Origin of the sequence: Anseongella ginsenosidimutans (assembly GCF_008033235.1) — a bacterium.
Lineage (GTDB): Bacteria > Bacteroidota > Bacteroidia > Sphingobacteriales > Sphingobacteriaceae > Anseongella > Anseongella ginsenosidimutans.
The window spans coordinates 888,934-912,796 of the sequence record NZ_CP042432.1; the positions used below are offsets into that span (position 1 = coordinate 888,934).

Sequence of the window (23,863 nt, forward strand, 5' to 3'; positions counted from 1 at the left end):
AATGAAAATTCAACATATGCTATTCGGCGCCGCCGTTCTGCTGTCCGCCTGTAATGATGACGTGCTGGACCGCCCTCAGCTTACTTCGCCTGTAGATGATCAATACTGGCGAACGGAAACCGACGTTGAGTTATATGCGAACGACTTTTATTCCAATTATTTTGTTGGTTATAACAGTGCATGGGGAACAGCTTATACGCCGGTAAGGGGTTATACCTTCTCGGACGACCTCACCAGCCGCAACGTGCAAAGTCATTTCGAGAATACGGTGCCTTCCAGCCGGAGTTCCACGAGCGAGGCAGTAAATATGCTTACGCAATATTCAGGGCCCACCTGGAACTTCGCCTGGGTCCGGAAATCCAATATCTTTATCGACAGGCTGCAGAATGTAGCGCAGCCAAACCTGGAGACGGAAGCGTTTAGCCACTGGATGGGTGTTGCCCGTTTCTTCCGGGGGTTTGAGTACAGCAGGCTGGTTCATGTATTTGGCGATGTACCCTATTTTGACCGGGTGGTGGGAGACGATGAACTGGATGTCCTCTACAAGGACCGCGATGATCGCGGACTGGTGATGGATGCCGTTTATGAGGATTTTAAGTTCGCGCTTGAAAACATACGCGAAGACGACGGGAAGCAACGCCTCAATAAATACATTGCCGCGGCCTTCGTTTCCCGCCTGATGCTTTTCGAGGGAACCTACCAGCATTACCATAACCTGGATGCGGCCCGGGCCAAGAAATACCTGGAATTTGCGGTTGAAGCAGCTGAGCTTGTCATGAACAGCGGCCTTTATAGCTTTGATAGTGATTTCAAGAGCCTGTTTTCCTCCGAAAGCCTGGACGGGAATCCCGAGGTGATCCTGTGGCGCACCTATGATGCAGGAGTTGGAATAACGCATCATATCGGCTCCTACAACAATGGGACGGAAGGCCAGCCGGCGGGAGCCAATTTGGTACTGGTAAAATCATTTATATGTAATGACGGAAAGGTTTGGCAGAACTCTGCCGTTCCTGAAGCGGAAAGTTTCTCGCTGGATGACCTGACGCTTACCCGGGACCCGCGTTTTGAAGCTAGTTTTATCGATCGTCCGCATACGCCTTCCTCCACGTTGATCTATACCTCTAAGTTTGCTTCCCGGGAAGCCCTGACTTATATCGGAAGCTCCTATCCCGCCGCATGGGGCAGTAACACGAATACGAGTGATGCACCGGTTATCCGTCTGGCAGAGGTTGTCCTGGACTGGATCGAAGCCAAAGCCGTCCTCGCGGCGTACCACGGAGGCCCCGGAGTGACGCAGGCCGACCTTGACCAGTCGGTAAACGCCATCAGGAACCGCCCGCTGGACGAGGCCGCCATTGCCAAGGGAGTACGGAAAACGGCTCCGTTGTCATTGAACATGCTTCCGGAAGACCCGGACCGCGACCCGGATGTCCCCGCCTTGATCTGGGAGATCCGCCGGGAAAGGCGAATGGAATTTTTTTTCGAACATACCCGCCTTCTTGACTTAAAAAGATGGAAAAAGATCGATAAAATGGATTTCAGCGATAACCCGGACCATTTCTTCGGGCCCTGGGTAGACTTTCCTGCCGAGGTCCCCAGTTACCTGAACGAAAGCTTCGAAGGAATCCTGAAGGTGAGAAAACAGGATGGTACCATAGTAACCTATAATGGCAGCAACGGCAGCGATATGGTTGGCTTCTTTATGGTAGAAAACGCCGCCGACCGGAACGATTTCGGCGAGGAAGTATATCTGTCACCGGTAGGTGAAGCGGAGATCAACCAATACGCGGAAAAAGGTTATACGCTCACGCAGACAGAAGGCTGGTAATTTTACCGGACAATATAAGTTTAGCAAAAAGTGTACACATTTGCATTCAAATTGCAAATGTGTACACTTTTTGCTAAAGATTGAATTCATGAAAAAGAACTTATTTACCGCACCCGTATTCCTGCTTGCCGTCGGCGGGCTGCTGGTGGCCTGTATTAACCCCGGATCGGATAAAAAGGGACAAAATGATACGACAATCCAGGCAGAGAACCGAATGCCAGAGCCTGACGGACAGTTTCAAACTGCTACGACAGTGATCACCGGAGCAGAACAGCCGGAAGCTTACCTGCGAATGCTGAAGGGCAAAAAGGTAGGAATGATGGGGAACCAGACCTCGGTGGCGGGCGGCGAACACCTGGTGGACCTGTTACTGGAGAATGGAGTGGATCTGAAGTTCGCTTTCGCGCCGGAGCATGGTTTTCGCGGAACCATAGAAAGAGGAGAGAAAGTCAGCAATATAGTGGATGAAAAGACGGGGCTGCCCATTCTTTCCTTGTACGGAAAAAATGAAAAGGCCGATTCCGCGGTTGCCTCTGTGGATGTGATGATATTTGACTTGCAGGACGTGGGTGCGCGTTTTTATACGTATATCACCTCATTGCACCGGGTAATGCAGCTTTGCGCGGATGAGGGCAAAAAGCTGATCGTGATGGACCGCCCTAACCCGAACGGCGACCAGGTGGACGGACCCGTCAGGAAAAGCGACACGTTCAAATCGAACGTGAGTTATCATAAGATCGCAATGGTCCACGGGCTAACCGTGGGAGAGTTGGCGATGATGATCAACGGGGAAGGCTGGCTTGACAAGGGAGAAAAGTGCGACCTGGAGGTGATCCCCGTGCAGAATTACACGCATAAGACTTTGTACCGGCCGCCGGTGGTGCCTTCACCGAGCCTGCCAAATTACCTGTCCATCCGCCTGTACGCTTCCCTCTGCCTGTTCGAAGGGACGGATATCAGCGTGGGTCGCGGAACTGATTTTCCCTTCCAGGTAGTCGGATATCCTGATCCTGTTTTTGGAGATTTCACCTTCACTCCTGGCGTTAGGCCGGGCATGGCCGCGCATGTGGAACAGCAGGATAAGCTGTGTTATGGCGTGGACCTTCGCGACCTGGACCCTGAAAAAGTAACCTTCACCCTAAAATATGTCCTGGACTTCTACCGGAAGGCGCCGTTCAAAGAGAAGTTCATTTCACGGCCTGAATTTTTTAACAAGCTGGCCGGAAACGCGGACCTGCAGGAGCAGATCGAAGCAGGTATGAGTGAAGAAGCCATCCGCAAGACCTGGGAAGAGGATCTGGCTGCTTACAAACAAATGCGGAAGAAGTACCTGCTGTACAAGGACTTTGAATGATTGCCTGTACGACGCGGAATTTTGCATTGCCCGGACTCGCTCAGGCTGATTTTCGGGGCCCCGATTGCTTGCGCAACCGCCCGAAAATCAAAAATCGCTCGCTGCGGGCAACACAAAATTCCGCTGGCCAGCGGATCCTTTCCTGTTACCTGCAGTCTTAATACAGCTTAGCTTTTTAAAGGTAATCCAGCCGTTTAACGAATTCTGCTTTCCTTCGGGTGGAAATGGTGATCTCCGAGCCGTCGGTCATGACCACGATGCCGCCGTCGCCTTTCTTGTACATACGGATATGGTCCAGGTTAATTATGTGCGAATTGTGGACGCGGTAGAAATTATATCCTTCCAGCAGGTGTTCAAATTCCTTGAGGGTTTTGGAGACGATCTGCTTATCGCCGTTGCCAAAATAAAAGGTAGTATAATTGCTGTCCGATTCCAGCCGGATGATGTCTGTCAGCTGCGAAAACACCATACCTTCTAATGTAGGAAGGGCAATTTTGTGCTTGGTCACCTGCCCGCTCTTGAAGTTATGCAGCAAAATATCGTACTGGCTTTCGCTCATCTGATCGGTGCCGCGCTTTTCGCGAAAACGCTGCAGGGCAAGCTTGAGTTCGTCGGTGTCTACCGGCTTTACCAGGTAATCCAGGGCGCTGCATTTGATGGCTTTAACAGCGTGTTCATTGTAGGCGGTAATAAAAATGACCTCGAAATTTTTTTTGGCGACTTTATCCAGCATGGCAAATCCGTTCATCAGCGGCATTTCTATATCAAGGAACAGCAGCTCCGGTGAAAGCTCCCTGATGGCGCGCAGGCCCTCCTCTCCCGAATTGCAGATCTCCATGACTTCCACGTCAGGGCAGTAAGTTTTCAGTTTATTAAAAAGAGACGTGCAACTTTTCAACTCGTCATCAATGATCACCGATTTTATCATAATAAAGGTAAGTAAATCTCAACTTTGGTGCCCGCCGGAGTTCCTTCGCTATCTACCAGGTCTATGGTCCTGGTCCCCACGTTTACCTGGTGGATCTGGTTCAGGATCTCAATGCGCTCGCCGGTTACTTTAAGGCCCAGGCTCTGGTGATGCGGCTTGTTCTTCTTCCTGATCTCCTGCGCCATTTCCCGGCCAATCCCGTCGTCCTGAACGCGGCAGTAAATTTTATCGTCCAGCAGCTGCAGTTCAATCTCCAGGTTGCCCTGACCGCTTTTATTGAATAGCCCGTGAACAATGGCGTTCTCTACAAAGGGCTGGATGATCAGCGGGGGAATGGAGTACGCCTCTTCCACGAGCCTTGGATCGGTCTTTATAGAATAGCTGAACCGTTTGTCATACCGTATCTGCTCCAGCTGGATGTACAGCTCCAGGGCTTTCATATCTTTTTCCACGCTTACCAGCAGCTGCCGGGAATTTTCAAGAACCAGGCGAAGCAGTTTGGAGAACTTGTTCAAAAACCGGCTCGCTTCCTTTTCCTGCTTTTCCAGGATAAAGGCTTCCAGGGTATTCATGGTATTGAACATGAAATGCGGATTCATCTGGGCCCGGAGCGCGCTCATTTCGGCCATTGCCAGCCTTCGCTCATAATCGCTGGTCATCTGCTTCTTGCGTTCATCCTCTATTTCCCGGTTCTTCCGAATAATTTCACTGGTACGCTCTCTAACTTTCTGTTCCAGCTGCAGGTTAGCCTCCTGGATAATGGCCTCGTTCCGTTTCAACTCCCCGATATAAGCTTCCTGGATATGTTGCCTTTCCTTATTGGTTTGCCACATTTTATAACCAAGCCCCATAGAAAAACAAAGTATTTCCAGGAAAAAGCCGATCTCAAGTATATTATAGGGAGAAATGACCAGGGAGGGGCGGATAAAATTCACCAGCACCATACAGGTAACCGCAGCGGTCATAAAAATGATCATGCCCGCTATCAGGAAGCGGGCGTAAGGGGTTTTAATAAAGGTGATCAGGCGGTAAAGCAGGAAAATGTAGGCAACGATCATCAGCGCCGAGATCCCGGTCCAGGCCTTCCCTACCGTTAGCGCATCGGCGGTTATAAGCTGGTAAACTACCGTAGCGATCAGCACTCCTGCAAAAGTCAGGTTCATCTGGATAATTTTCCCGTGGAGCCAGGGATCCGTCTTTTTCAGGTCGAGGAACGTATCCACGAACTTATTGTAGGCAATATAGAATAAGAGCTGGATAGGAAAATTCAGATAGAGGCCTACGACAGGAAATTCCTTGAAAATATAATTCACATATATATTCGCCTGGATGGTCGATGACAGATACAGCATGATCCCCATCATATAAAGGGAATAGTAGAGATATACTTTATCCCGGTTCTGGACATAGATCAGCAGCATGAAGAGGAGCATCAGGCAAACGGCCCCTGGAAGGCAATGGAAACATTATCCCTTGCATACACCTTCTCCATGTAGGAGTTAAAGGAGGTTTCAGACAACAGGCTAAGGTCCAGCTGAGGAGGATAGCCGGAAAAAGGGTTCTGTACCTTTAGAAAAAGGGTAGCAGTATCCACCGAGGGCGGAAAATTGAAATGCATGGTGGACGAGGACACTTCCAGGGCCCGTTTGGAAGCCGGCAAAAGCGTGCCCGAATGGGCTACCTGAGCCTCTCCGCCACCGTTCGGAAAAAAATATCCATCCGTCAGGTCGTTCCAGCCGTTGGATACCGTAATGCGGTTAAGTGAATCGGTATTATTCACGATCACAACCCGGATCCAATACGTCATGGACGGGTCAGAGGGGTAGGCCGAGGCGGTAATTCTGTTAAAATCCCCGGGACGCTGCATAATGGAGCTTAGGCCGCATTCTCCGCAGCTGGTCTCCAGCGCCATGACGGTATCCATTTTAAGCTTCTTCCCTATCTGGGAAGTGTAAACAGTATCCGGGCTTACGGGGATAGCCACTGCTTTTGCACCGTTAACAGGTACAAGAAACACCATGAAAATGAGTCCCCAAATAGATTTAGACAGCATAAACTCCGTCATGAAGTTACGAAAATATAGCAAGAAAAAGCATGGCTATAAACGGGGGAAAATACTAAGCAGGCCCAGCAACCCGGCTTTGTAAAATACCAGGAAGAAAATAAAGAGATCGGTTATAAAATGAACCGCTATGGGTAACAGCAGCCCCCGGCCACTTTTCTGAGAATGCCCAGGGCGCATCCATAGGAAAAGGCCATCAGCACCCCCGCTAGTCCACTCGGAATGCCCTGCAGATGAATGAGGCCAAAGATCAGCGCCTGAACAAGTATGGCGTAGGCGCCTTTTCCAAAAGCCGCCTCCAGAGCGTCCTGAAACACCCCGCGAAAAATAACTTCCTGCGTGACCGCATTGATAACAGCGAACAGCAACGCAAAAATAACCAGCTCAATATAAAGGATCTCAGGATGGAAAAGGTAGACGTAATATTCAATAACGTTTTCAGAATGCATCGCCCACATCAATAAAGCTGGCAGGCTAAAAGCAAGAATAAGCAGCCCGGCTATCATCGCTTTCCGGCTGCAGCCGCCCCATCTGAACCAGCTAAGCGTTTTTCTTAAAGGAGGAATTAGAAGGACGATAAGAAGATAGGAGAGAAACGGCGCTACCAATCCCGTTGGCAGATCGGAAGGCCAAAGGGGAGAATTCTTCCACCCGAAAAGCAATAGAAAGAAAAGGCACAGGTGAACCAGCAGATACCGTTTTTGAACAAAGGAGATGCCCAGAATAACGATACCTGATAAGAGTCCGGCGATGGTGATCCAATTGCTTTCCAGGCCCGCGGCGGGAAGAAGAAGCAGGCCTGCTGACACAACAGAAATGCTTAGGGCCAGTACCGCTTCTATATTCCCGGGGTATTTGGACATTTAACAGGAAATAGCTAAATTCACACAGCTAAAATTCTAAAAATGATGAAAAAACGCACAAAATTTATGCTCCTTTTCAGCTGCGCACTTTTCTGCAGCCAGTTTTTCTTTAGCTGCAATCCGCCCCGCGAACCGGATCCGGGAGATACTGCAAGGCAACAACAGGAAGAAGGCCTGCGCATCTTTAGAAAATAAAGGAAGCCAACCTTACACCAGTATCCGAAGCGGATCTTCCAGCATGGATTTCAACGTTTGAAGGAAGGCGGCGCCGGTAGCGCCGTCAACTGCACGATGGTCGCAGGAAAGTGTCATTTTCATTTCATTTCCTGCAGCTATGGCTCCGTCCGCTCCCACCACGGGGACTTTCCGGATTCCTCCCACCGCTAAAATACAAGCATCCGGCGGGTTAATAATCGCTGTAAATTCTTCGATTCCGAACATTCCCAGGTTGGAAATGGTAAAGGTACTGCCTTCCCAGTCGGAGGGCTGAAGCTTCTTGTCTTTTGCCTTTTGTGCAAAGTCCTTGACCTCGCCCGCAATCTGGGAAAGGGACTTTGCATCGGCAAAACGCACAACGGGAACAAGCAGGCCGTCTTCTACAGCTACTGCCACGCCTATGTTGATATGATGATTATACCTGATCTTGTCTCCCAGCCAGGATGAGTTAACATTCGGATGCTGGCGCAGAGCAGCAGCTGCGGCTTTCAGGATTAAGTCGTTAAACGAAATTTTTACAGGGGACAGCTCATTCAGCCTGGTGCGGGCTTCAATGGCTTTATCCATGTTCACGGAAATGGTGAGGTAAAAATGAGGAGCGCCGAATTTGCTTTCGGAAAGGCGGCGCGCGATGGTTTTACGCATCTGCGAAACCTTTACTTCCTCAAAGCTTTCCTGTCCGGCTACTACCCTGGCTGCTGCCGCTGGTTTTGCTTCCGCGGCGGCTGCGGCCGGCGCGGCTTCTTCCGGCTTATAAGATTCTACATCCTTCTTCACAATACGTCCGCCGGCGGCGCTGCCTTTCACGCGGGACAGGTCAATGCCTTTTTCCTTGGCGATTTTCCGGGCAAGCGGAGAAGCTTTGATCCTCTTTCCGCCTTCAACCGACTCTTCTTCTTCCGAACCTTCGTCCTCGGTGTCTTCGGCGGGCGCGGCTTCCTTCTTTTCTTCTTTCGCCGGCGCTTCTTTCTTCGCTTCTTCCTTTGGAGCATCTTCCTTAGGAGCTTCTTCCTTCGGGGCCTCTTCTTCCTTGTCTCCTTCTTCGCCGCCCTGGGAACTCTTTTGCTCTTCTTCCAGCAATGCCTTATAATCTTCTCCCTCTTCACCCAATACGGCGATCACGTCGTTTACCGGAACGGCATCCCCTTCACCGGGCCCGATATATAACAAGGTTCCTTCCTGGAACGATTCGAAATCCATCGTCGCCTTGTCCGTCTCAATTTCCGCGACAAGGTCACCTGAACTTATTTTATCCCCAACTTTTTTATGCCATTTGGCCAGGACACCCTCGGTCATGGTATCGCTCATCTTCGGCATTCTGATTACTTCGGCCATGCTTAGTAAGTTTTATTTTTACAGAAACTGTTAACAGTCTCTTATTAGTCCATAATAAACGGATAATCTTCCTGGACGTAGACGTCCTTGTAAAGCTCCTCTGCTTCCGGAAACGGTGATTCCTCCGCGAACTTTACTGAATCTTCCACCTGTTCCTTTACCCTGTTGCCGACTTCTTCCAGCCAGGCTTCATCAGCGTACTTTTTCTCAAGGATGATATTCTTAACAATTTCGATGGGATCTTTTGCCTTATATTCCTCCACTTCCTCTTTGGTGCGGTATTTTGCCGGGTCGGACATAGAATGTCCCTTGTACCGGTACGTGCGCATTTCAAGGAACGTGGGGCCTTCGCCTTTACGGGCGCGTTGCACGGCCCTGTCAATGGCCTCATGCACGGATTCGCAGCTCATGCCGTCTACAGGCTCGGATGGCATGTCATACGCCAGGCCAATCTTGTAAATATCCGTTACATTGGTGGTGCGCTGCACCGAAGTTCCCATAGCATAACCGTTATTTTCGCAAACAAAGATTACCGGGATCTTCCAGAGCATGGCCATGTTGAAGGTCTCGTTTAATGCTCCCTGCCGAACGGCGCCGTCTCCCAGGTAACAAATACAAACGTTATCGGTTCCTTTATATTGTTCGGCGAAACCGATCCCGGCGCCGAGCGGTATTTGTCCGCCCACTATCCCATGCCCACCGAAAAAGTAATGTTCTTTCGAGAACAAGTGCATGGAGCCGCCTTTCCCCTTGGAGCATCCGGTGGCCTTTCCATACAATTCGGCCATGATGGCGCGCGGCGTTACCCCCTTGCCAAGTGCGTGAGCATGATCCCGGTAAGCAGTAATAATAGGGTCTTCCTGCCGGATAGCCGAAATAGTCCCCGCAATTACCGCTTCCTGACCAATGTACAGGTGGCAGAAACCCCTGATTTTTTGCTGGCCGTAAAGCTGTCCTGATTTTTCTTCGAAACGCCGCATTAACAGCATACTCTCATACCACTGTAAATACGTTTCTTTGGTCACAGGCACAGCGCCTGCCTCTTTTTTAGCTTCAGTTGTTGAACTCATATCCTGAAAAACATAAGAAGGGCAAATGTATCAAAATAATTTTGATGGGACACACTAAATTTAAATAAGAAGCCGTTTTTTAGGGGAACATTATTATTTTTGCACTCCAGCGAAGAACTGCATGTTAAAGAGCGTATTACTTATTGCATTATTGTGCCTGGGCCTCAAGGGCTGGGCTCAGGAAAAAACACCCTTTGCTCCTGTTGACCAGAAGGATATGAAGAAAGTCCTGCAGCTGGCTGAACAGGATTCCCTTTCGCGGAAATACTTTACGCACCTCCTTGGAGTTCCTGTCAATTTTAATGCCAATCTAAAGCTTTACGATTTTATCCAGGAATGGATGGGCACGCCTTATCGTTTCGGGGGAGACAGCAAAGGCGGCATTGACTGTTCCAGGTTTGTAAATCGTGCCTATGAATTCGTTTATGACTCTGTTCTTGGAGGGAAAACCTCCCGGGGCATTTATAAAGAACTTACGGAGATTGTTTCCACGGACGAGCTAAAAGAAGGCGATTTCGTCTTTTTTAAAATAGGCCGGCGATATATTTCCCATATCGGAATTTACCTGGGTGACAATAAATTTGTGCATGCGTCCAGGAGCGAGGGAGTCACCATCAGCGACCTGAACGAACCTTACTGGAAACGTTATTTCTACAAGGCGGGCCGCCTGATAGGCCAGTACTTTTAACATCCGAAAGGCTGCTTCGTCAGGAAGGGCTGGTTCCCGATGACCTGCTTCCCAAAGATCCGGTACCCTGCTGGGTTTCGTTCCGGATGATAACTTCCCGCTGCGGGAACGGAAGAGAAATACCATTTGCCTCAAGCGTTTCTTTTATGGTTTCCTGCCCTTCAAAGAAAACATCCCAATAATCGTCCTTGCCTACCCATATGCGCCCGATCAGGTTAACCGAGCTATCGGCGAGCTGGTTTAAAACAACGATGGGAGCGGCGGGTTCTTTCCGGACACGCGGATCCGAATTAAAGATCTCGAGCATCAGTTCCCGGGCTTTCCGGATGTCCGAATCATAAGCTATCCCGATATTGAAATCGAGCCTTCGCATGCCGTTCCTTGAATAATTCGTGATCACGGAATTGGCCAGGGGGCCGTTGGGAGCATATACCTCCTCGTTTCCGGGCGTAGTGAGCGTGGTGTATAAAATATCTATTTTTTTAACCGTCCCGGAGGCCTCGCTCGTTGAACTGATATATTCCCCTACTCTGAAAGGCTTAAAAAGCAGGATCAGGACTCCTCCCGCGAAGTTGGAAAGGCTGCCTTGCAGCGCAAGCCCGATAGCCAGTCCCGCCGCCCCGATAAGGGTAAGGAAGGAAGTAGTCGCAATCCCTATCATCCGGGCAACGGACATAAACAGCAGGATATAGAGTACAAAGTTAGCGAGACTTGACAAAAACCCGATCAGCGAGGGATCCACGCGACGCTTTTCCATGCGCTTGTTGATCCCCCGCATCAGGTATTTGATCAAAATAACCCCGGCAACCAGCGTAACGATGGCCAGCAGGATACCCGGTCCGCGGGTGTAAAGGAAGTTAAAGAAATAATTACTGATGTTATCGGTAGTTTCATTCATAAAGAATGCTTCGCAATAGTTGTGCCTTTATGCCGGCCGGCCGGCAAACTCAGCGGGCTTTTATGCGGCCCTGCCCCGCAGCCAATTGCTCAAGCAGCTGCTCCAGGTAGCGATTTGCCGGAAGGATAAATTCATTTCCCGATAAAATTTGGGCAGGCGTTTGAATGAATCTGCCGGCTGTGGCTGCGGCATTCCCGGCAGCGGGAGCCGCTTCCCCGGCAGTAATTTCCACGGTGCGAAATTCTTCCACACCCTCCTTTACCATTTCTTCAAGCGCTGCGCGGTTTACTTCACAATGGAACTGTAAGCCCAGGACGCAGTCCGTATACCAGAAGCCCTGGTTCCTGCAGGCTTCCGAAGAAGCGATACGGCGGCAGTTTTCGGGAAGGTCAAAGGTATCGCCATGCCAGTGAAATACGGTAAGCGCCGCCAGCCCGCCCGCCGCCAAGCCGCCAGCATCCGGCCCGGAGGCTTCCCGGCCTGAAAAAGTTACCGGGAACCAGCCAATTTCCTTCTGCGGATTAGGGTACACCCTGGCGCCGAGTACCTGAGCTATTAACTGCGCTCCCAGGCAAATCCCAATCACCGTTTTTCCCGCGGAAATGGCTTGCCTAATGAAGGCCTTTTCCGGAGCCATCCAGGGATAACAGCCTTCATCATGTGCGCTCATGGGCCCGCCCATGATCACGAGCCAATCTATTCCATCCAGGGCCGGTAAAGCTTCCTGTTCATAAAAACGGGTTCTGGTCAGGGAATGACCTTTCTGTTGAGCCCATTCAGCAATACTGCCGGGCCCCTCAAAGGGAACGTGCTGAAAATAGTGTATCCTCAGGTGTTCGGAATGCATTTTATCAAGCTTTCGGCAAAAATACCGAACAATACGTATTTTTACCTTATGGAATACAGACAACTTGGAAAAAGCGATTTGAAGGTTTCATCGATCACGTTCGGCGCCTGGGCTATTGGCGGATGGATGTGGGGCGGCGCCGACAGGCGCGAAGCGATAAAGGCGATCCATAAAGCCGCCGACCTGGGAATCACCAGCATTGACACGGCGCCCATTTACGGCATGGGAACCAGCGAAGAAATAGTAGGGGAAGCCGTCCGTGAACTTTCCCGCGATAAAATACAGCTGCTGACCAAATTCGGACTCGTTTGGGAAGGGACCAGCGGCCGCCTCCATATGAAGGACAGTCCTCACCAGGGCAAAAAGTACGATGTTTACAAATATGCAGCTGCGGACAGTATCCGGAAAGAATGCGAAAACAGCCTTCGCCGGCTGAAAACCGATTATATAGACCTTTACCAGATCCATTGGCCCGACCCGACAACTCCCATTGACGAAACAATGGACGCGGTGGCTGCGCTGATCCGGGAAGGGAAAGTGCGGGAAGCGGGCGTCTGCAATTATTCGGCGGCAGAAATGAAGGAAGCGGAAACTACGCTGAAGCTTGTGTCCAACCAGGTCCCCTACAGCATGGTTAACCGCGGAATTGAAGCAGAAATTGTTCCCCATTGCCTGGAAACAGGCGCCGGAATTCTTGCTTACAGTCCCCTGCAGCGCGGCGTACTTACCGGCAAATTCCAGCCCGGCCATGAATTTAAGGAAGGGGACCACCGGCCTCAAACTCCATTTTTCAAACCGGGGAACATATCGCGCATTAACACGTTCCTGGAAAAGATCAGGCCCATTGCAGAAGACAAAGGCGCCACGCTCGCCCAGCTCGTACTCCGCTGGACCATTGATCAGCCTGGCATCACCGCAGCCCTCGCAGGAGCCCGCGATGCCGCCCAGGTTGCTCAGAACGCCAAAGCGGCAGAGATTACGCTGAATGCCGAAGAGTTAGCGAGCATTAACGGCCACCTGGCGGAACTGGAGCTGAAGGCAGATTAAAATTAAAAGGCTGGGAAAAAGATACCCTTACCAGCTGACCGTTGAGCTGGCCGGGTACCCATCGTTCCATTTTTTGAATGACCCTGATCGCTTCCGCATCCAGGGCCGGCGCTACTCCTTTAATTACTTCCGCGTCTTTAACTAATCCATCTCTATCAATGACGTATCTAACAATAACGACCCCGCTGGCTTTCTTCTTCAAAGCTTCCTGGGGAAAACGGACATGGGCGGCAATCAACTCGTTGATTCCTTCTTGCCCGCCAGGATACATCGGAAAACGGTTAGGCTTTTCCGCAAATTCGCCTGGAAGGCTTCCCCTTACCTCCTTATAATTGTGTTTTTCAACAAAGCGGGCATCCGGCCATTTTGCTGCAGCGCAAGATGCCAGGAAAATACAAATGCAAACGCTGGCAGCCAGGTAAAGTGCTTTCATATATTTTTTAATAAGTTCCGTTATAGCGATTGTCGAATTTTTTATGGCCGATCCGTTTTAACGGGATCTGCATGCCTCCGGTTTCTTCCAGCCAGCTCCACATAGCGTCCACCATACCTTTAATGGTATCCTGGTGAGCCTTACTCCGGATAAGATTATTCACCTCCCAGGGATCTTCCCGGAGATCGTAAAACTCATTGATGTCCCAGACGCCGTGGTTGAAAATATATTTATAACGATCCGTCCGCACGCCGAAAATCGTGGGGGTTTGCGGGAAAGCGTACTCCCAGTAATATTCGTAATAAACCTCATCGCGCCAGGGAATGTCCTCTCCGCGCAACAGCGGGGCAAACGACATTCCTTGCATTGGCGAGGGTGTTTTAACGCCGGCAAGTTCCAGTACTGTGGGGCCGATATCAATGTTTTGCACCATCTTTTCCAGCTCATGCTGCTGGAATTGCATTCCGGGCGCCCATACCAGGAGCGGCACGCGCATGGATTCTTCATACATATGGCGCTTGTCAATGAGGCCGTGTTCTCCGAAGCCAAAGCCATTATCGCCCATGTAGATCACCACGGTATTTTCAGCTAAGCCCTTTTCTGTCAGGAATTCCAGCACTCTTCCCACACTTTCGTCCAGGGCCAGCAAGGTTTCCAGGTAGCGACGGTAAAAATCGTCGAAAACAATGGTTCCGTGGTACATATAATCTACCCCATGCCAGCTGTACCGCTGCTCCCGCACCCAATCCGGGATATCCTGTTTATTGACCGGGCCTTCCGGGCCCCGGAAACCCGGCGGCATTTCCACCGTGCTTGAATCGGTCGCGGTCAGGAACATAGAAGGCGGGTACTGGATCTCCAGGTTGGCATAACTTCCCGCATGCCGCTTTGCCGGGTAAAATTCGGCATGATTGGCCTTATGTGAAAGGTAGAGGAAAAACGGCTTTTCGCTGCCGGCGCTGTCCAGCCAGTTCACGGCATAATCGGTGAGCAGGTCGGTCATATAGGTGCTGTCGGCATGCTTGACCTGCTTCCCGTCCACGTTCAGGGTAGGATTATAGTATTGTCCCTGTCCTTTGAAACTCACCCAGTGATCAAAGCCCGGCTGAGGCTGATCGTCCTGGTTTCCCATATGCCATTTCCCGATAAAAGCCGTCTGATAACCCGCCTCCTGCAAATACTGGGGGAAGAAACGGAGTCCCTCCGGCATGGGCGCTGAATTATCTACAATCGTATGGGTATGCGCATACTGCCCCGTAAGAATCGAAGCCCGGCTGGGCGAACAAAGGGCAGTACTTACAAAAGCGTTCTTTACATGCACCCCTTCCCTGGCCATCCGGTCCATATTCGGCGTTTTCAGCCCGGGAATCTTTCCCATAAAGCCCATCGCATCGTAGCGGTGATCATCGGCAAGAATAAAAACCACGTTCAGCGGCTTTGCGCCTTCGATCTTTTCTATTTCAATTTCGGGGGAACCTTCTGTTTCAGAGGATGAGGCCGTATTGCGGTTCTGCTGCTGGCAACTGCCTGCCATGGCGGCGGCCAGCGCCAGGAAAAGGGGGATTCTTACTTTCATCGTTACAATTATTGACGATTCGCCACAAATTACTGTAACAATCGGATTTTATCAAATTATCTTCCGCCAGTCCTGTCAGCTGTTTGATGTGGGGTGAACGATATTAAGTAATAAATCCCGCCCAGATATACCCGGGGAAAACCTTCAAAGGCTGGCGCCCTATAACATACGATTGTGCTATCTTGAGATTTTTGGCCAGTGACTGCACGTTTTTCAGGTCTGCTTCTGTTGCGGTTTCCTTAACTTCAAAGCAAGCCTCCTTATTAAGGATGAAATCTATTTCCCTGCCCGACTTGAGTTGATAATAGGCAACTTCACCTTTATGATGCAATTGGTTGAACACTGCATTTTCAAACCTGGAGCCGCTTGAAAGCTCCCCTGACATGGTTGCGATACCGTTGTCAAGGAAATAAACCTTTTTCGCTTTAACTATTTCCCGGTCGGGGCTGCTCGATAGTACGGGTATAGTACGTATAAGATAGCTTTTCTCCAATAGCTCAAGATAATTCTCTATTGTTTGCCGGGCCATTCCCATGAGGCTGGTTAACTTTGAAACCTCCAATCTCGTGCCTATCCGGACGGAGAGCAATTTGATAAGTTTATAAAGATTTGTTGGGTCCTTGATGTCTGAAAGTACTCTTATGTCAAGGTTAATGTAAGAACTTAATATATCAATTATCAGATCCTGTTTCTCCGCCATCGAATCAGCAAGAACCACTTCAGGAAACCCTCCAAAATTTACGTAGGAGTCATAATAGCCCTTTAATCTTTCGAACTCTGACCGGATAAACCTCTCCGCCTCTTCTATATTCGGGGACAAAGCAGCTACTCCATTAAATATCAGAAACTCTCCGAAGTTAAGGGGGTAGATTTCAAATATTTTCTTTCTGCCCGCTAATGATTCGGAAAAGAGGTTTTTCATGTAATAGGCGCTTGAACCCGTTACTACAAACTTAATATCGTAGGTATCGTACAAGTATTTAATGATACTGGGTAAATTGGGAACCAACTGGATCTCATCCAGAACGATCAGCACTCTTTTGGTAAAGTCAGTTCCTTGTTGCCTTAGCGCTTGTACGGTGTTCTCATAATTAGGTTCGGAAAATAACTGCCTGTTATCGATCCGCTCCAGGTCAAAATAATGTTTCTGCGCGATAGCAGATTCTTCCATTAATTGCTTCACCAGCGTAGTTTTGCCGGTTCGCCGCATGCCAGTAAGGACAGTAACTTGCTTTCGCGTCAGATGATCTGACAGGAGAGGATATATGTGGCGAGCGAATAACATATTTACTATTTTACAAGTATGGTGTAAAAATAGTAATACTATTTTACAAGTGCAGTATAAAAATTTCGCTTTCTTACTTAGGCTGCGGCCTGCTTTTCCAGGATCTTTCCGATGATGATGGAAGCATGTTCCCTGGAATTCTCTATAAACCAGATATGGGTGTCCATTCCCCCGCAGACAACGCCGGCAAGGTAAAGATTCGGCATATTGCTTTCCATGCTTTCCGGGACGTAAGCGGGATACAATTTTTCATCGTCCGAAAGCTGGATGCCGATTTTACGGAGAAAGTCGAAATTGGGTTGGTAGCCGGTCATGGAAAGCACGAAATCGTTTTTAACGGTGATGAGTCCGTCCGGCATGAGGATGTCCGCTTCCGTTTCGCGGATCTCTCTCAGGGTGCTGTTGAAGTACGCCTTGACTTCGCCGTCCTTAATGCGGTTTTCAATGTCAGGTTTAACCCAGTATTTCACCCGTTTGCCGATTTCAGGCCCCCTTATCACCATGGTTACTTCGGCGCCTTTCCGGAATGTTTCCAGGGCGGCGTCCACCGCCGAGTTATTCGCTCCTACAACGATTACTTTTTGCCCGGCATAAAAATGCGGATCTTTATAATAGTGCCGCACTTTCGGCAAGTCTTCTCCCTCTATATTCAGTTTGTTGGGAATATCGTAAAAGCCGGTCGCGACGATTACATGGACGGCATCATAGCTGCCTTTGGATGTTCGCACCCGGTACACGCCTTCTTGCCGCTGCACATCCTGCACTTCCTCGAACAGCTTTATATTCAGCTGGTTGGACATGGCAATGCGCCGGTAATATTCCAGGGCTTCGGCACGGGTGGGTTTCGGATTATTGGATACAAAGGGGACACCGCCGATCTCCAGTCTTTCCGAAGTGGAAAAGAAGGTCATATTGGAGGGGTAATTATAGAGGGAATTTACCAGCGGGCCCTTTTCAAGGATCGCGTAATTCAGGCCTGCCGCTTTAGCCTCCAGCCCGCAGGCCAGGCCAATAGGACCTCCTCCTATAATAAGCACGTCATATTGCTGCCGATCTTCACTCATTTTTCAAAAATACCGAATGAAATGCTATGGAAGAACAGGCGCCGCTGCAAAATGTTCAGAAGGTCTGGCCACAGGGCCACTATCCGCAGCAGGGCTTGCTTTACGCGGGGGTTGAAATAAAATGTATCTTTACGTTCCTTAAACCGCTATATGAATATAAAACAAGGGCTCTTTATACTCTTTTCCGGAATACTTACGGCCTGCAGCAGCTCATCTCCCAAAAATACGCCGGAAGCGCTTTCACTTGCTGAAACGGCAAGCGCTTTCCTGAACACCTTATCTCCCGGGCAGCGGGAGAAGGCTGTATTCCCTTTCGACTCAACCGAACGCTTTAACTGGCACTTTGTTCCCCGGGAGCGGCTGGGTATCCCGGTAAAAGAAATGGATTCGGTACAGCAGCAGGCAGCGTTTACCTTGTTAAGGTTTACCTTGAGCGAGCAGGGCTACCGGAAAGCGAAAGGAATTATGGAACTGGAGGCTGTTTTAAAGGAACTGGAAAACCGTGGGCCGGAAGATGATTACCGGGACCAGGGGAAATATTATTTCAGCCTGTTTGGCGAGCCCTCCGCCGGAACTCCCTGGGGCTGGAGGGTGGAAGGGCATCATTTATCCATTAACTATACTTCCATTGGTAATAAACTGGTTTCGGCAAGTCCTGAATTCATGGGAGCTAATCCCGCTATTGTACCTTCGGGGCCGCAGAAAGGAAGGCAGGTACTTAAAGATGAGACACAACTCGCTTTCAGCCTGCTCCATTCTCTTAACGCCAGCCAGCTTAAAAAGACGCTTATCAGCGAAGAAGCTCCTACCGACATCCTTACCGGAAACAAGCGCGAAGTATTGCTGGAACATCCGGAAGGCATTTTCTTTCATGAACTGGACATCCGTCAAAAGGAACTTTTTATGCAGCTGCTGAATACCTATACCGGCAATTTCAGGGAAGAGTTTTCCGGTGAAATGATGAAGAAGCTGGACGAAGCAGGCATGGACAGCCTGCGTTTTGCATGGGCAGGCAGCCGCCAGGCAGGACCGGGAAACCCGCATTACTACCGCATTCAGGGGCCTGTATTACTGATCGAATACGATAACACCCAGAATAACGCGAATCATGTACATACGGTAGTTCGCGACCTCAGCAATGATTTCGGGGAAGACGCCCTGAAAAGGCATTACCGGGAGGGGCATTCCCGGCAGGAACATTCTCATACGCGTAATTCCGGCACGCATGCCCATTCCGGGGAGGAACATGCGCAGGCCGGCGGGCAACATTAAAGGATAGTGCAACGTTAGCGCGGCATGTTGCGCATCAGGCCGGCCATCTTTGAAGGATTATTCATCATCTTCATCATTTTGCGCATCTCTTCGAACTGTTTCAGCAGCTTGTTTACCTCGGCAATGTCATTTCCGCTTCCGCGGGCAATACGCTGCCGGCGGCTGCCGCTGATCACTTCCGGGTTCTGGCGTTCATAGGGCGTCATCGACTGGATGATCGCTTCAATACCTTTAAAGGAATCGTTATCCAGGTCAACATCCTTGATCGCCTTGCCAACGCCGGGGATCATTCCCATCAGGTCTTTGATGTTACCCATTTTTTTGATCTGCTGGAGTTGCCCCAGGAAATCATTAAAATCGAATTTATTCTTCCGGATCTTTCGTTGCAGCTCGGCAGCCTGCTTTTCGTCAATCTGCTGCTGGGCGCGTTCAACGAGGGAAACTACGTCTCCCATACCAAGGATCCGGGAAGCCATCCGGTCGGGATGAAAAACGTCGATTGCGTCCAGCTTTTCGCCCGTTCCGATGAACTTGATGGGCTTATCCACTACAGCCCGTATGGAAAGGGCCGCACCGCCGCGGGTATCGCCATCCAGCTTGGTAAGCACTACGCCGTCAAAATCAAGCCGTTCATTAAACGTTTTGGCTGTATTGACCGCATCCTGTCCCGTCATCGCATCCACCACAAAAAGAATTTCCTGGGGATTGGCGGCGGCTTTCACCCGGGCAATCTCATCCATCATTTCTTCATCTACTGCCAGGCGTCCGGCGGTGTCAATGATCACCACGTTATGCCCTTCCTGCTTCGCGCGGCTGATGGCCGCTTCGGCAATGCCTACAGGATCCTTGCTTTCATAGTCCGTAAATACCGGAACCCCGATCTGCTCACCCACGATCTTCAGCTGATCAATGGCTGCAGGCCGGTAAACGTCGCCGGCTACCAGCAGCGGCCGTTTGCCTTTCGATTTGATCAGGCGGGCGAGCTTCCCGGAAAAAGTGGTTTTACCCGATCCCTGCAAACCGGCGATCAGGATAATGGTAAAATTTGCCGACAGGTCCAGGTTCGCGGCCTGGCCCCCCATGAGCTTGCTCAGTTCATCGTTCGTGATCTTGACCATCAGCTGCCCGGGGGAAACCGAGGTAAGCACGTTCTGGCCAAGAGCCTTTTCCTTCACGGTATCGGTAAAGGCCTTCGCCACTTTGAAGCTAACGTCAGCGTCCAGCAAGGCTTTCCGCACTTCCTTCATGGTTTCGGCCACATTGATCTCGGTGATGCTGCCGTGACCCTTTAATACCTTGAACGCTCTGTCTAATTTATCCTGGAGATTTTCAAACATGATCTACGAGTTAAAAACCGCAAATTTAGGGATTTACGATGACAAAACAGCGTTCACGCAATACATCATTATAGTCGTAATTGCAATCGTGCCGGATCACGATCGGGCATGCCAGGTTTTACTAAAAATTTTGGCAAACGTAAACATTTCCCTACTTTTGACAAAGAATGTCAAGTACATAGTTTCAAATGTTATTATGGATGTCATGAAAACAACCGGCGAAATACTGCGGGAAAGCCGGGAAAAAAAAGGATTGCTGCTCAGGCAGGTAGCGGCTTTGCTGGACATTGACACCGCCATTCTGAGCAAGGTTGAACGTGGAGCCAGAAAAGCGACTAAAGAACAAATTATCCGGCTTGCCGGAATTCTCGATTTAAAGAAAGACTATTTGTTGATTCAGTACCTTAGTGAAAAGATCGCTTACGAACTTGCAGATGAAGATGTTGCCGCCAAAACATTAAAAGCAGCAGAAAAAAGAGTAAAATATTTAAAATCAAAAAAATGAAGGTCGAAGAGTCTGGTCAGCAATATTTTTTTGAAACAAAAGCCCCTGTTAACAGTTACCGCGAAATTTGTTCTCGAATCTCTGGCACGGATGTTTTGGCACCGGATGAATTTGGGAAGGCAATAAAAAACTGGGCAGGCGCCGCTCTTGAACAACCAATCAATGTTGTCGCTTTATTTTCCGGCGCGGGTGGACTGGATATTGGGTTTTGCGATGCAGGCTTTACATTGGTTGAATCAGTCGAACTCGAAGAGAAGTTTGTACAAACTATGCGGCACAACCAGTCCGCGGGAAACTACTTTAGCAATGCAAATATCTTAGCCGGAGACATCCGGCATTATGAACCGGCCCGGTCTGCCCAGGTAGATTTTGTAATTGGCGGCCCGCCCTGCCAGTCATTTTCAGCAGCCGGGCGAAGGGCGGCGGGAGTGGCAGGGACAAAAGACGATAAAGGCAGCTTGTTCCAGGAATACGTAAGGGTTTTAAAGAAGCTGAAACCTAGAGGATTTTTGTTTGAAAATGTATATGGCTTATTGGGAGCCGAAAAAGGAGAATCTATTAAAAAGATCGTTGATGCATTTAAGGAAATAGGATATAATATCTCCTACCGTATCCTGGACGCTGCTGATTATGGCGTTCCGCAGCATCGCGAAAGGCTTATCATCGTTGGCTCCAAAAATGAAGCCTTCAAGTTTCCGAAACCAACGCACGGGCCTGATTCCGCCTTGAAATTCCCGCATTATTCAGCATATGATGCTATTGAAAACGTTTCTTCACCTGAATCCGGTAAATTACCATCAATTAACGGCCGGTTCGGGCATCTTCTGGATGAAGTGCCTCCGGGGTTAAATTATAGCTTCTTTACCGAGAAAATGGGGCACCCGAACCCCATTTTTGCCTGGCGTTCGAAGTTCTCGGATTTTCTTTACAAAGCTGACCCTGTTACTCCCATTCGAACGTTAAAAGCGTCGGGCGGGCAATATACCGGTCCTTTTCATTGGGAAAACCGGCATTTCACGGTGGAGGAATTAAAGCGGCTTCAAACATTTCCGGATGATTATAAAATACTTGGGAACCGCGCCGCCATATGTAAACAAATAGGAAATTCCGTCCCGCCGCAGTTTGCAAGAATATTGGCCCTGAGCGTGTTAAATCAATTTTTTAATGTTGAACTCCCTTTCGAGCTTCATTATCTCCATGAATACGATAAGCTATCTTTCAGAAAGCTGAAAAGAGAGAAAAGCTTGCGATACTTCCGAAAAGCATCCCATGTATTAGGCAATCATAAAAAAAAGCCCGAAAAAGAGATTACATTGAAAAAATACAACATTGAATTAACAGAGAATTTTAAAATAAAGAACAATCCCGAATCGGATATAGAAGTAGTTTTCAAGCCCACAAACGAAAAATGGACGTTTGAGCTTCGCCGAAACGAAAACGCAAAAGAGTCATACAGGATTGAATTAAAGAGGTTAAAAAAATTGCCGTTATTCCGCGCCGTTAATGAGGTTCATTTAGTTTTTTACAGTAATGTTTTAAGCGATTATACGGTTCTTTGGAAAATATTTGAACAAACCCTGGTTGAGAATCATATCAAGGCCGACCTTGTTCAGCTGAACGGCTATTATCAATACGCGAACGACATTTCATATAATTTTATAAAATCCGGCAGTGAAACAAAAGAAGCTGTTTGGAGACTTTTGGAATTAATTCTCATTGATCCGGCAATCGGGCAGATCAGGCACATCAACCAGTTTTCGGAAAGCTATAAAATTAGCCGGGAAGAACTGATGAAGCATTTTTTTGACTTGCGAAAAATCGGATTTGAGATAAGGAACAGCAATACTAACCCGGAAATCCCTGAAAATGAGTATTTAATTCCTTACAAATTCCCAACGCTTACGCCCTTAAGTGTTCAACTCAAAAAATCATTACTGGCAAATGGATAAAGAAGGGAAATACCAGCCTGTTTTGCATATCTACTTCGACAAAAGCATTTTGGTAAACGAAGACGGCGTAGAATCCCGGTACGAGGAAGGCCGGACTTCCGAGGAAGCAAAGAAAAGGTTAGCAATAATCAAAGCCGCGTTAGCCAATGGTTTTCTCGAAAAAATTATTCTGGAATGCCAGGATCCGGGAATAAAAATAGAAAACCTCACAAAAGGCCAGGTTGACATTATTGAATCACTGGTAAACTCTGTTACAAGCGAAGTCGGCAGAGCCCTCGTAGGGTTAACAATTTTACAGCTAACGGTAAAATCAATACATCCGGACCAATCTGTCCGTTTACATAAAGGAAGCACCGGCGCCGATTTTTCCTGGAAAGAAGGCATTCCAATGAGAGTTCTGGACAAAAATCACATAACACCCGTACTCCGGAAGTACAACCTTTTAAGGCTGAACGCGGATGGGTTTATGATGACAAGAAGCCTGGCGGAAAATTACCCCTATTCGAAATTATATAAAGCGGCGATCCGCGGTGCAAGGCAGGAGTGGTTAGAAATAACAGACGCTGTTGAAACAGGAAAATTAGACGCTGAAAACGCCTTGAAGCAGCTTATTGTCTTTCTGAATAATAAATCGGAGGTATTTCTTGAACTGACGAAGGAAACAATAAATACATTGAATAACTTCCTGCAAAAGGAGCCTGCTTTCGATGAATGCTACGCGGCCATTGTCAGATTTATTGAAAGTTCCACCTATTCGGCAAGGATGTTTGAAGTTGCCATGCACGCATTATTCCAGGTGTTGGATGACGAAAAGTGCCTGAGCGGCTTTCTGAAACCGCTTTCTCAAATGCGCTCGGCAAATAAAAAACACGGGAACATCGGCGACATTGAACTTACGCTGACGCAAGGAAATAAGGACATTCTTGAATCATGGGATGCTAAATACGGCAAAACCTATCTGAGAGATGAGCTTGAAGAGCTGAATGACAAGCTTAAAATGCATCCTGAGACACTTGTTGCTGGTTTCGTAACAGATCAAAAGCCTAATCTAAAGCCTGAGATCACAAAACGAACTGAAGAACTGGAGCTGATTCACGAAACCCAAATTCACCTGATGGATCTCAGGGAATGGGTTGAGTACCAAATTGATAAGTATCAGCAGAATCCAGCCGAAATTGGCCCAAAATGGCTTACAGCAATCGGGGAATCCATTTGCCAGTTAAGACGGGAAATAGCCCCCATTGACGAACCTACCGCGGAATGGGTTGAGTCTTTTAAGGTATGTTTAAAACAAGATAACATTTGA

General features: G+C 48.9%; 21 protein-coding genes. 8 read left to right on the forward strand and 13 right to left on the reverse strand.

Annotated elements, in window-relative coordinates; all coding sequences use genetic code 11:
* Window position 1: 1 nt before the first annotated feature.
* Entirely contained in the window at window positions 2–1,828 is a 1,827-nt protein-coding gene (locus FRZ59_RS03655) for a RagB/SusD family nutrient uptake outer membrane protein (RefSeq protein ID WP_132127973.1), read from the forward strand.
* 88 nt (window positions 1,829–1,916) lie between these two features.
* A complete protein-coding gene (locus FRZ59_RS03660) occupies window positions 1,917–3,182 on the forward strand; it encodes an exo-beta-N-acetylmuramidase NamZ family protein (protein WP_225975171.1) in 1,266 nt (421 codons plus the stop codon).
* Between the two features lie 175 nt (window positions 3,183–3,357).
* Here the strand turns inward: FRZ59_RS03660 and FRZ59_RS03665 are convergent, their stop codons facing one another.
* The 6 genes from FRZ59_RS03665 to pdhA form a co-directional block, all read right to left on the reverse strand.
* Window positions 3,358–4,110 (reverse strand): LytR/AlgR family response regulator transcription factor, encoded by a 753-nt coding sequence (locus FRZ59_RS03665; protein WP_132127974.1) that lies wholly within the window; start codon window positions 4,108–4,110, stop codon window positions 3,358–3,360.
* Complete coding sequence (locus FRZ59_RS03670; protein ID WP_158640517.1) at window positions 4,107–5,531, reverse strand: histidine kinase; 1,425 nt, start codon at window positions 5,529–5,531, stop codon at window positions 4,107–4,109. Before FRZ59_RS03670 ends, FRZ59_RS03665 begins: the two co-directional genes overlap by 4 nt.
* An 11-nt stretch (window positions 5,532–5,542) precedes the next feature.
* Window positions 5,543–6,175 (reverse strand): 7TMR-DISMED2 domain-containing protein, encoded by a 633-nt coding sequence (locus tag FRZ59_RS03675; protein WP_147698232.1) that lies wholly within the window; start codon window positions 6,173–6,175, stop codon window positions 5,543–5,545.
* Window positions 6,176–6,300: 125 nt separating this feature from the next.
* Window positions 6,301–7,035: a CPBP family intramembrane glutamic endopeptidase gene (locus FRZ59_RS03680; protein ID WP_147698233.1), complete on the reverse strand. Its 735-nt coding sequence runs from the start codon at window positions 7,033–7,035 to the stop codon at window positions 6,301–6,303.
* Between the two features lie 207 nt (window positions 7,036–7,242).
* On the reverse strand, window positions 7,243–8,586 hold the full coding sequence (locus tag FRZ59_RS03685) for a pyruvate dehydrogenase complex dihydrolipoamide acetyltransferase (protein WP_132127977.1): 1,344 nt from the start codon (window positions 8,584–8,586) through the stop codon (window positions 7,243–7,245).
* Between the two features lie 44 nt (window positions 8,587–8,630).
* Complete coding sequence (pdhA, locus tag FRZ59_RS03690) at window positions 8,631–9,656, reverse strand: pyruvate dehydrogenase (acetyl-transferring) E1 component subunit alpha (protein ID WP_132127978.1); 1,026 nt, start codon at window positions 9,654–9,656, stop codon at window positions 8,631–8,633.
* A 121-nt stretch (window positions 9,657–9,777) separates the two neighbouring features.
* On the opposite strand from pdhA, the gene FRZ59_RS03695 reads away from it, so the two are divergent.
* Window positions 9,778–10,344 (forward strand): C40 family peptidase, encoded by a 567-nt coding sequence (locus FRZ59_RS03695; RefSeq protein ID WP_132127979.1) that lies wholly within the window; start codon window positions 9,778–9,780, stop codon window positions 10,342–10,344.
* A gap of 19 nt (window positions 10,345–10,363) precedes the next feature.
* Here the strand turns inward: FRZ59_RS03695 and FRZ59_RS03700 are convergent, their stop codons facing one another.
* Together FRZ59_RS03700 and FRZ59_RS03705 are read right to left on the reverse strand one after the other, a co-directional pair.
* On the reverse strand, window positions 10,364–11,242 hold the full coding sequence (locus FRZ59_RS03700; RefSeq protein WP_132127980.1) for a mechanosensitive ion channel family protein: 879 nt from the start codon (window positions 11,240–11,242) through the stop codon (window positions 10,364–10,366).
* A 49-nt stretch (window positions 11,243–11,291) separates the two neighbouring features.
* Window positions 11,292–12,089 (reverse strand): type 1 glutamine amidotransferase, encoded by a 798-nt coding sequence (locus FRZ59_RS03705; RefSeq protein WP_132127981.1) that lies wholly within the window; start codon window positions 12,087–12,089, stop codon window positions 11,292–11,294.
* A gap of 48 nt (window positions 12,090–12,137) precedes the next feature.
* Here FRZ59_RS03705 and FRZ59_RS03710 point away from each other — a divergent pair, with 48 nt between their 5' ends.
* Complete coding sequence (locus tag FRZ59_RS03710; RefSeq protein ID WP_132127982.1) at window positions 12,138–13,136, forward strand: aldo/keto reductase; 999 nt, start codon at window positions 12,138–12,140, stop codon at window positions 13,134–13,136.
* Here the strand turns inward: FRZ59_RS03710 and FRZ59_RS03715 are convergent.
* The 4 genes from FRZ59_RS03715 to FRZ59_RS03730 form a co-directional block, all read right to left on the reverse strand.
* Complete coding sequence (locus FRZ59_RS03715; RefSeq protein WP_132127983.1) at window positions 13,096–13,569, reverse strand: energy transducer TonB; 474 nt, start codon at window positions 13,567–13,569, stop codon at window positions 13,096–13,098. The genes FRZ59_RS03710 and FRZ59_RS03715 overlap by 41 nt on opposite strands.
* A 7-nt stretch (window positions 13,570–13,576) precedes the next feature.
* Entirely contained in the window at window positions 13,577–15,145 is a 1,569-nt protein-coding gene (locus tag FRZ59_RS03720; RefSeq protein ID WP_207910206.1) for a sulfatase family protein, read from the reverse strand.
* Window positions 15,146–15,248: 103 nt separating this feature from the next.
* Window positions 15,249–16,430 carry an ATP-binding protein gene (locus tag FRZ59_RS03725; RefSeq protein WP_132127984.1) on the reverse strand — a complete coding sequence of 394 codons (1,182 nt, stop codon included), beginning with the start codon at window positions 16,428–16,430 and terminating at the stop codon, window positions 15,249–15,251.
* A 77-nt stretch (window positions 16,431–16,507) separates the two neighbouring features.
* Window positions 16,508–17,494 carry a YpdA family putative bacillithiol disulfide reductase gene (locus tag FRZ59_RS03730; protein ID WP_132127985.1) on the reverse strand — a complete coding sequence of 329 codons (987 nt, stop codon included), beginning with the start codon at window positions 17,492–17,494 and terminating at the stop codon, window positions 16,508–16,510.
* A gap of 150 nt (window positions 17,495–17,644) precedes the next feature.
* On the opposite strand from FRZ59_RS03730, the gene FRZ59_RS03735 reads away from it, so the two are divergent.
* The gene (locus FRZ59_RS03735) at window positions 17,645–18,766 is read left to right on the forward strand and encodes a DUF3500 domain-containing protein (RefSeq protein ID WP_132127986.1); all 1,122 of its coding nucleotides are present in this window, start codon (window positions 17,645–17,647) and stop codon (window positions 18,764–18,766) included.
* Window positions 18,767–18,780: 14 nt separating this feature from the next.
* Here the strand turns inward: FRZ59_RS03735 and ffh are convergent, their stop codons facing one another.
* A complete protein-coding gene (gene ffh / locus FRZ59_RS03740; protein WP_132127987.1) occupies window positions 18,781–20,103 on the reverse strand; it encodes a signal recognition particle protein in 1,323 nt (440 codons plus the stop codon).
* On the opposite strand from ffh, the gene FRZ59_RS18790 reads away from it, so the two are divergent.
* The 3 genes from FRZ59_RS18790 to FRZ59_RS03755 all read left to right on the forward strand — a co-directional run bounded on the left by FRZ59_RS18790 (window position 20,102) and on the right by FRZ59_RS03755 (window position 23,863).
* Entirely contained in the window at window positions 20,102–20,608 is a 507-nt protein-coding gene (locus FRZ59_RS18790) for a helix-turn-helix domain-containing protein (RefSeq protein WP_225975172.1), read from the forward strand. The genes ffh and FRZ59_RS18790 overlap by 2 nt on opposite strands.
* A gap of 95 nt (window positions 20,609–20,703) precedes the next feature.
* Window positions 20,704–22,557 carry a DNA cytosine methyltransferase gene (locus FRZ59_RS03750; protein WP_225975173.1) on the forward strand — a complete coding sequence of 618 codons (1,854 nt, stop codon included), beginning with the start codon at window positions 20,704–20,706 and terminating at the stop codon, window positions 22,555–22,557.
* Window positions 22,550–23,863 (forward strand): hypothetical protein, encoded by a 1,314-nt coding sequence (locus tag FRZ59_RS03755; RefSeq protein ID WP_132127989.1) that lies wholly within the window; start codon window positions 22,550–22,552, stop codon window positions 23,861–23,863. The genes FRZ59_RS03750 and FRZ59_RS03755 overlap by 8 nt, the downstream gene beginning before the upstream one ends.

Excerpts from the sequence above, each read along its gene's own strand:
- FRZ59_RS03655 (WP_132127973.1), top strand. The coding sequence starts at position 2 with ATGAAAATTCAACATATGCTATTCGGCGCCGCCGTTCTGCTGTCCGCC.
- FRZ59_RS03660 (WP_225975171.1), top strand. The coding sequence starts at position 1,917 with ATGAAAAAGAACTTATTTACCGCACCCGTATTCCTGCTTGCCGTCGGC.
- FRZ59_RS03665 (WP_132127974.1), bottom strand. The coding sequence starts at position 4,110 with ATGATAAAATCGGTGATCATTGATGACGAGTTGAAAAGTTGCACGTCT.
- FRZ59_RS03670 (WP_158640517.1), bottom strand. The coding sequence starts at position 5,531 with ATGCTGCTGATCTATGTCCAGAACCGGGATAAAGTATATCTCTACTAT.
- FRZ59_RS03675 (WP_147698232.1), bottom strand. The coding sequence starts at position 6,175 with ATGACGGAGTTTATGCTGTCTAAATCTATTTGGGGACTCATTTTCATG.
- FRZ59_RS03680 (WP_147698233.1), bottom strand. The coding sequence starts at position 7,035 with ATGTCCAAATACCCCGGGAATATAGAAGCGGTACTGGCCCTAAGCATT.
- FRZ59_RS03685 (WP_132127977.1), bottom strand. The coding sequence starts at position 8,586 with ATGGCCGAAGTAATCAGAATGCCGAAGATGAGCGATACCATGACCGAG.
- pdhA (WP_132127978.1), bottom strand. The coding sequence starts at position 9,656 with ATGAGTTCAACAACTGAAGCTAAAAAAGAGGCAGGCGCTGTGCCTGTG.
- FRZ59_RS03695 (WP_132127979.1), top strand. The coding sequence starts at position 9,778 with ATGTTAAAGAGCGTATTACTTATTGCATTATTGTGCCTGGGCCTCAAG.
- FRZ59_RS03700 (WP_132127980.1), bottom strand. The coding sequence starts at position 11,242 with ATGAATGAAACTACCGATAACATCAGTAATTATTTCTTTAACTTCCTT.
- FRZ59_RS03705 (WP_132127981.1), bottom strand. The coding sequence starts at position 12,089 with ATGCATTCCGAACACCTGAGGATACACTATTTTCAGCACGTTCCCTTT.
- FRZ59_RS03710 (WP_132127982.1), top strand. The coding sequence starts at position 12,138 with ATGGAATACAGACAACTTGGAAAAAGCGATTTGAAGGTTTCATCGATC.
- FRZ59_RS03715 (WP_132127983.1), bottom strand. The coding sequence starts at position 13,569 with ATGAAAGCACTTTACCTGGCTGCCAGCGTTTGCATTTGTATTTTCCTG.
- FRZ59_RS03720 (WP_207910206.1), bottom strand. The coding sequence starts at position 15,145 with ATGAAAGTAAGAATCCCCCTTTTCCTGGCGCTGGCCGCCGCCATGGCA.
- FRZ59_RS03725 (WP_132127984.1), bottom strand. The coding sequence starts at position 16,430 with ATGTTATTCGCTCGCCACATATATCCTCTCCTGTCAGATCATCTGACG.
- FRZ59_RS03730 (WP_132127985.1), bottom strand. The coding sequence starts at position 17,494 with ATGAGTGAAGATCGGCAGCAATATGACGTGCTTATTATAGGAGGAGGT.
- FRZ59_RS03735 (WP_132127986.1), top strand. The coding sequence starts at position 17,645 with ATGAATATAAAACAAGGGCTCTTTATACTCTTTTCCGGAATACTTACG.
- FRZ59_RS18790 (WP_225975172.1), top strand. The coding sequence starts at position 20,102 with ATGATCTACGAGTTAAAAACCGCAAATTTAGGGATTTACGATGACAAA.
- ffh (WP_132127987.1), bottom strand. The coding sequence starts at position 20,103 with ATGTTTGAAAATCTCCAGGATAAATTAGACAGAGCGTTCAAGGTATTA.
- FRZ59_RS03755 (WP_132127989.1), top strand. The coding sequence starts at position 22,550 with ATGGATAAAGAAGGGAAATACCAGCCTGTTTTGCATATCTACTTCGAC.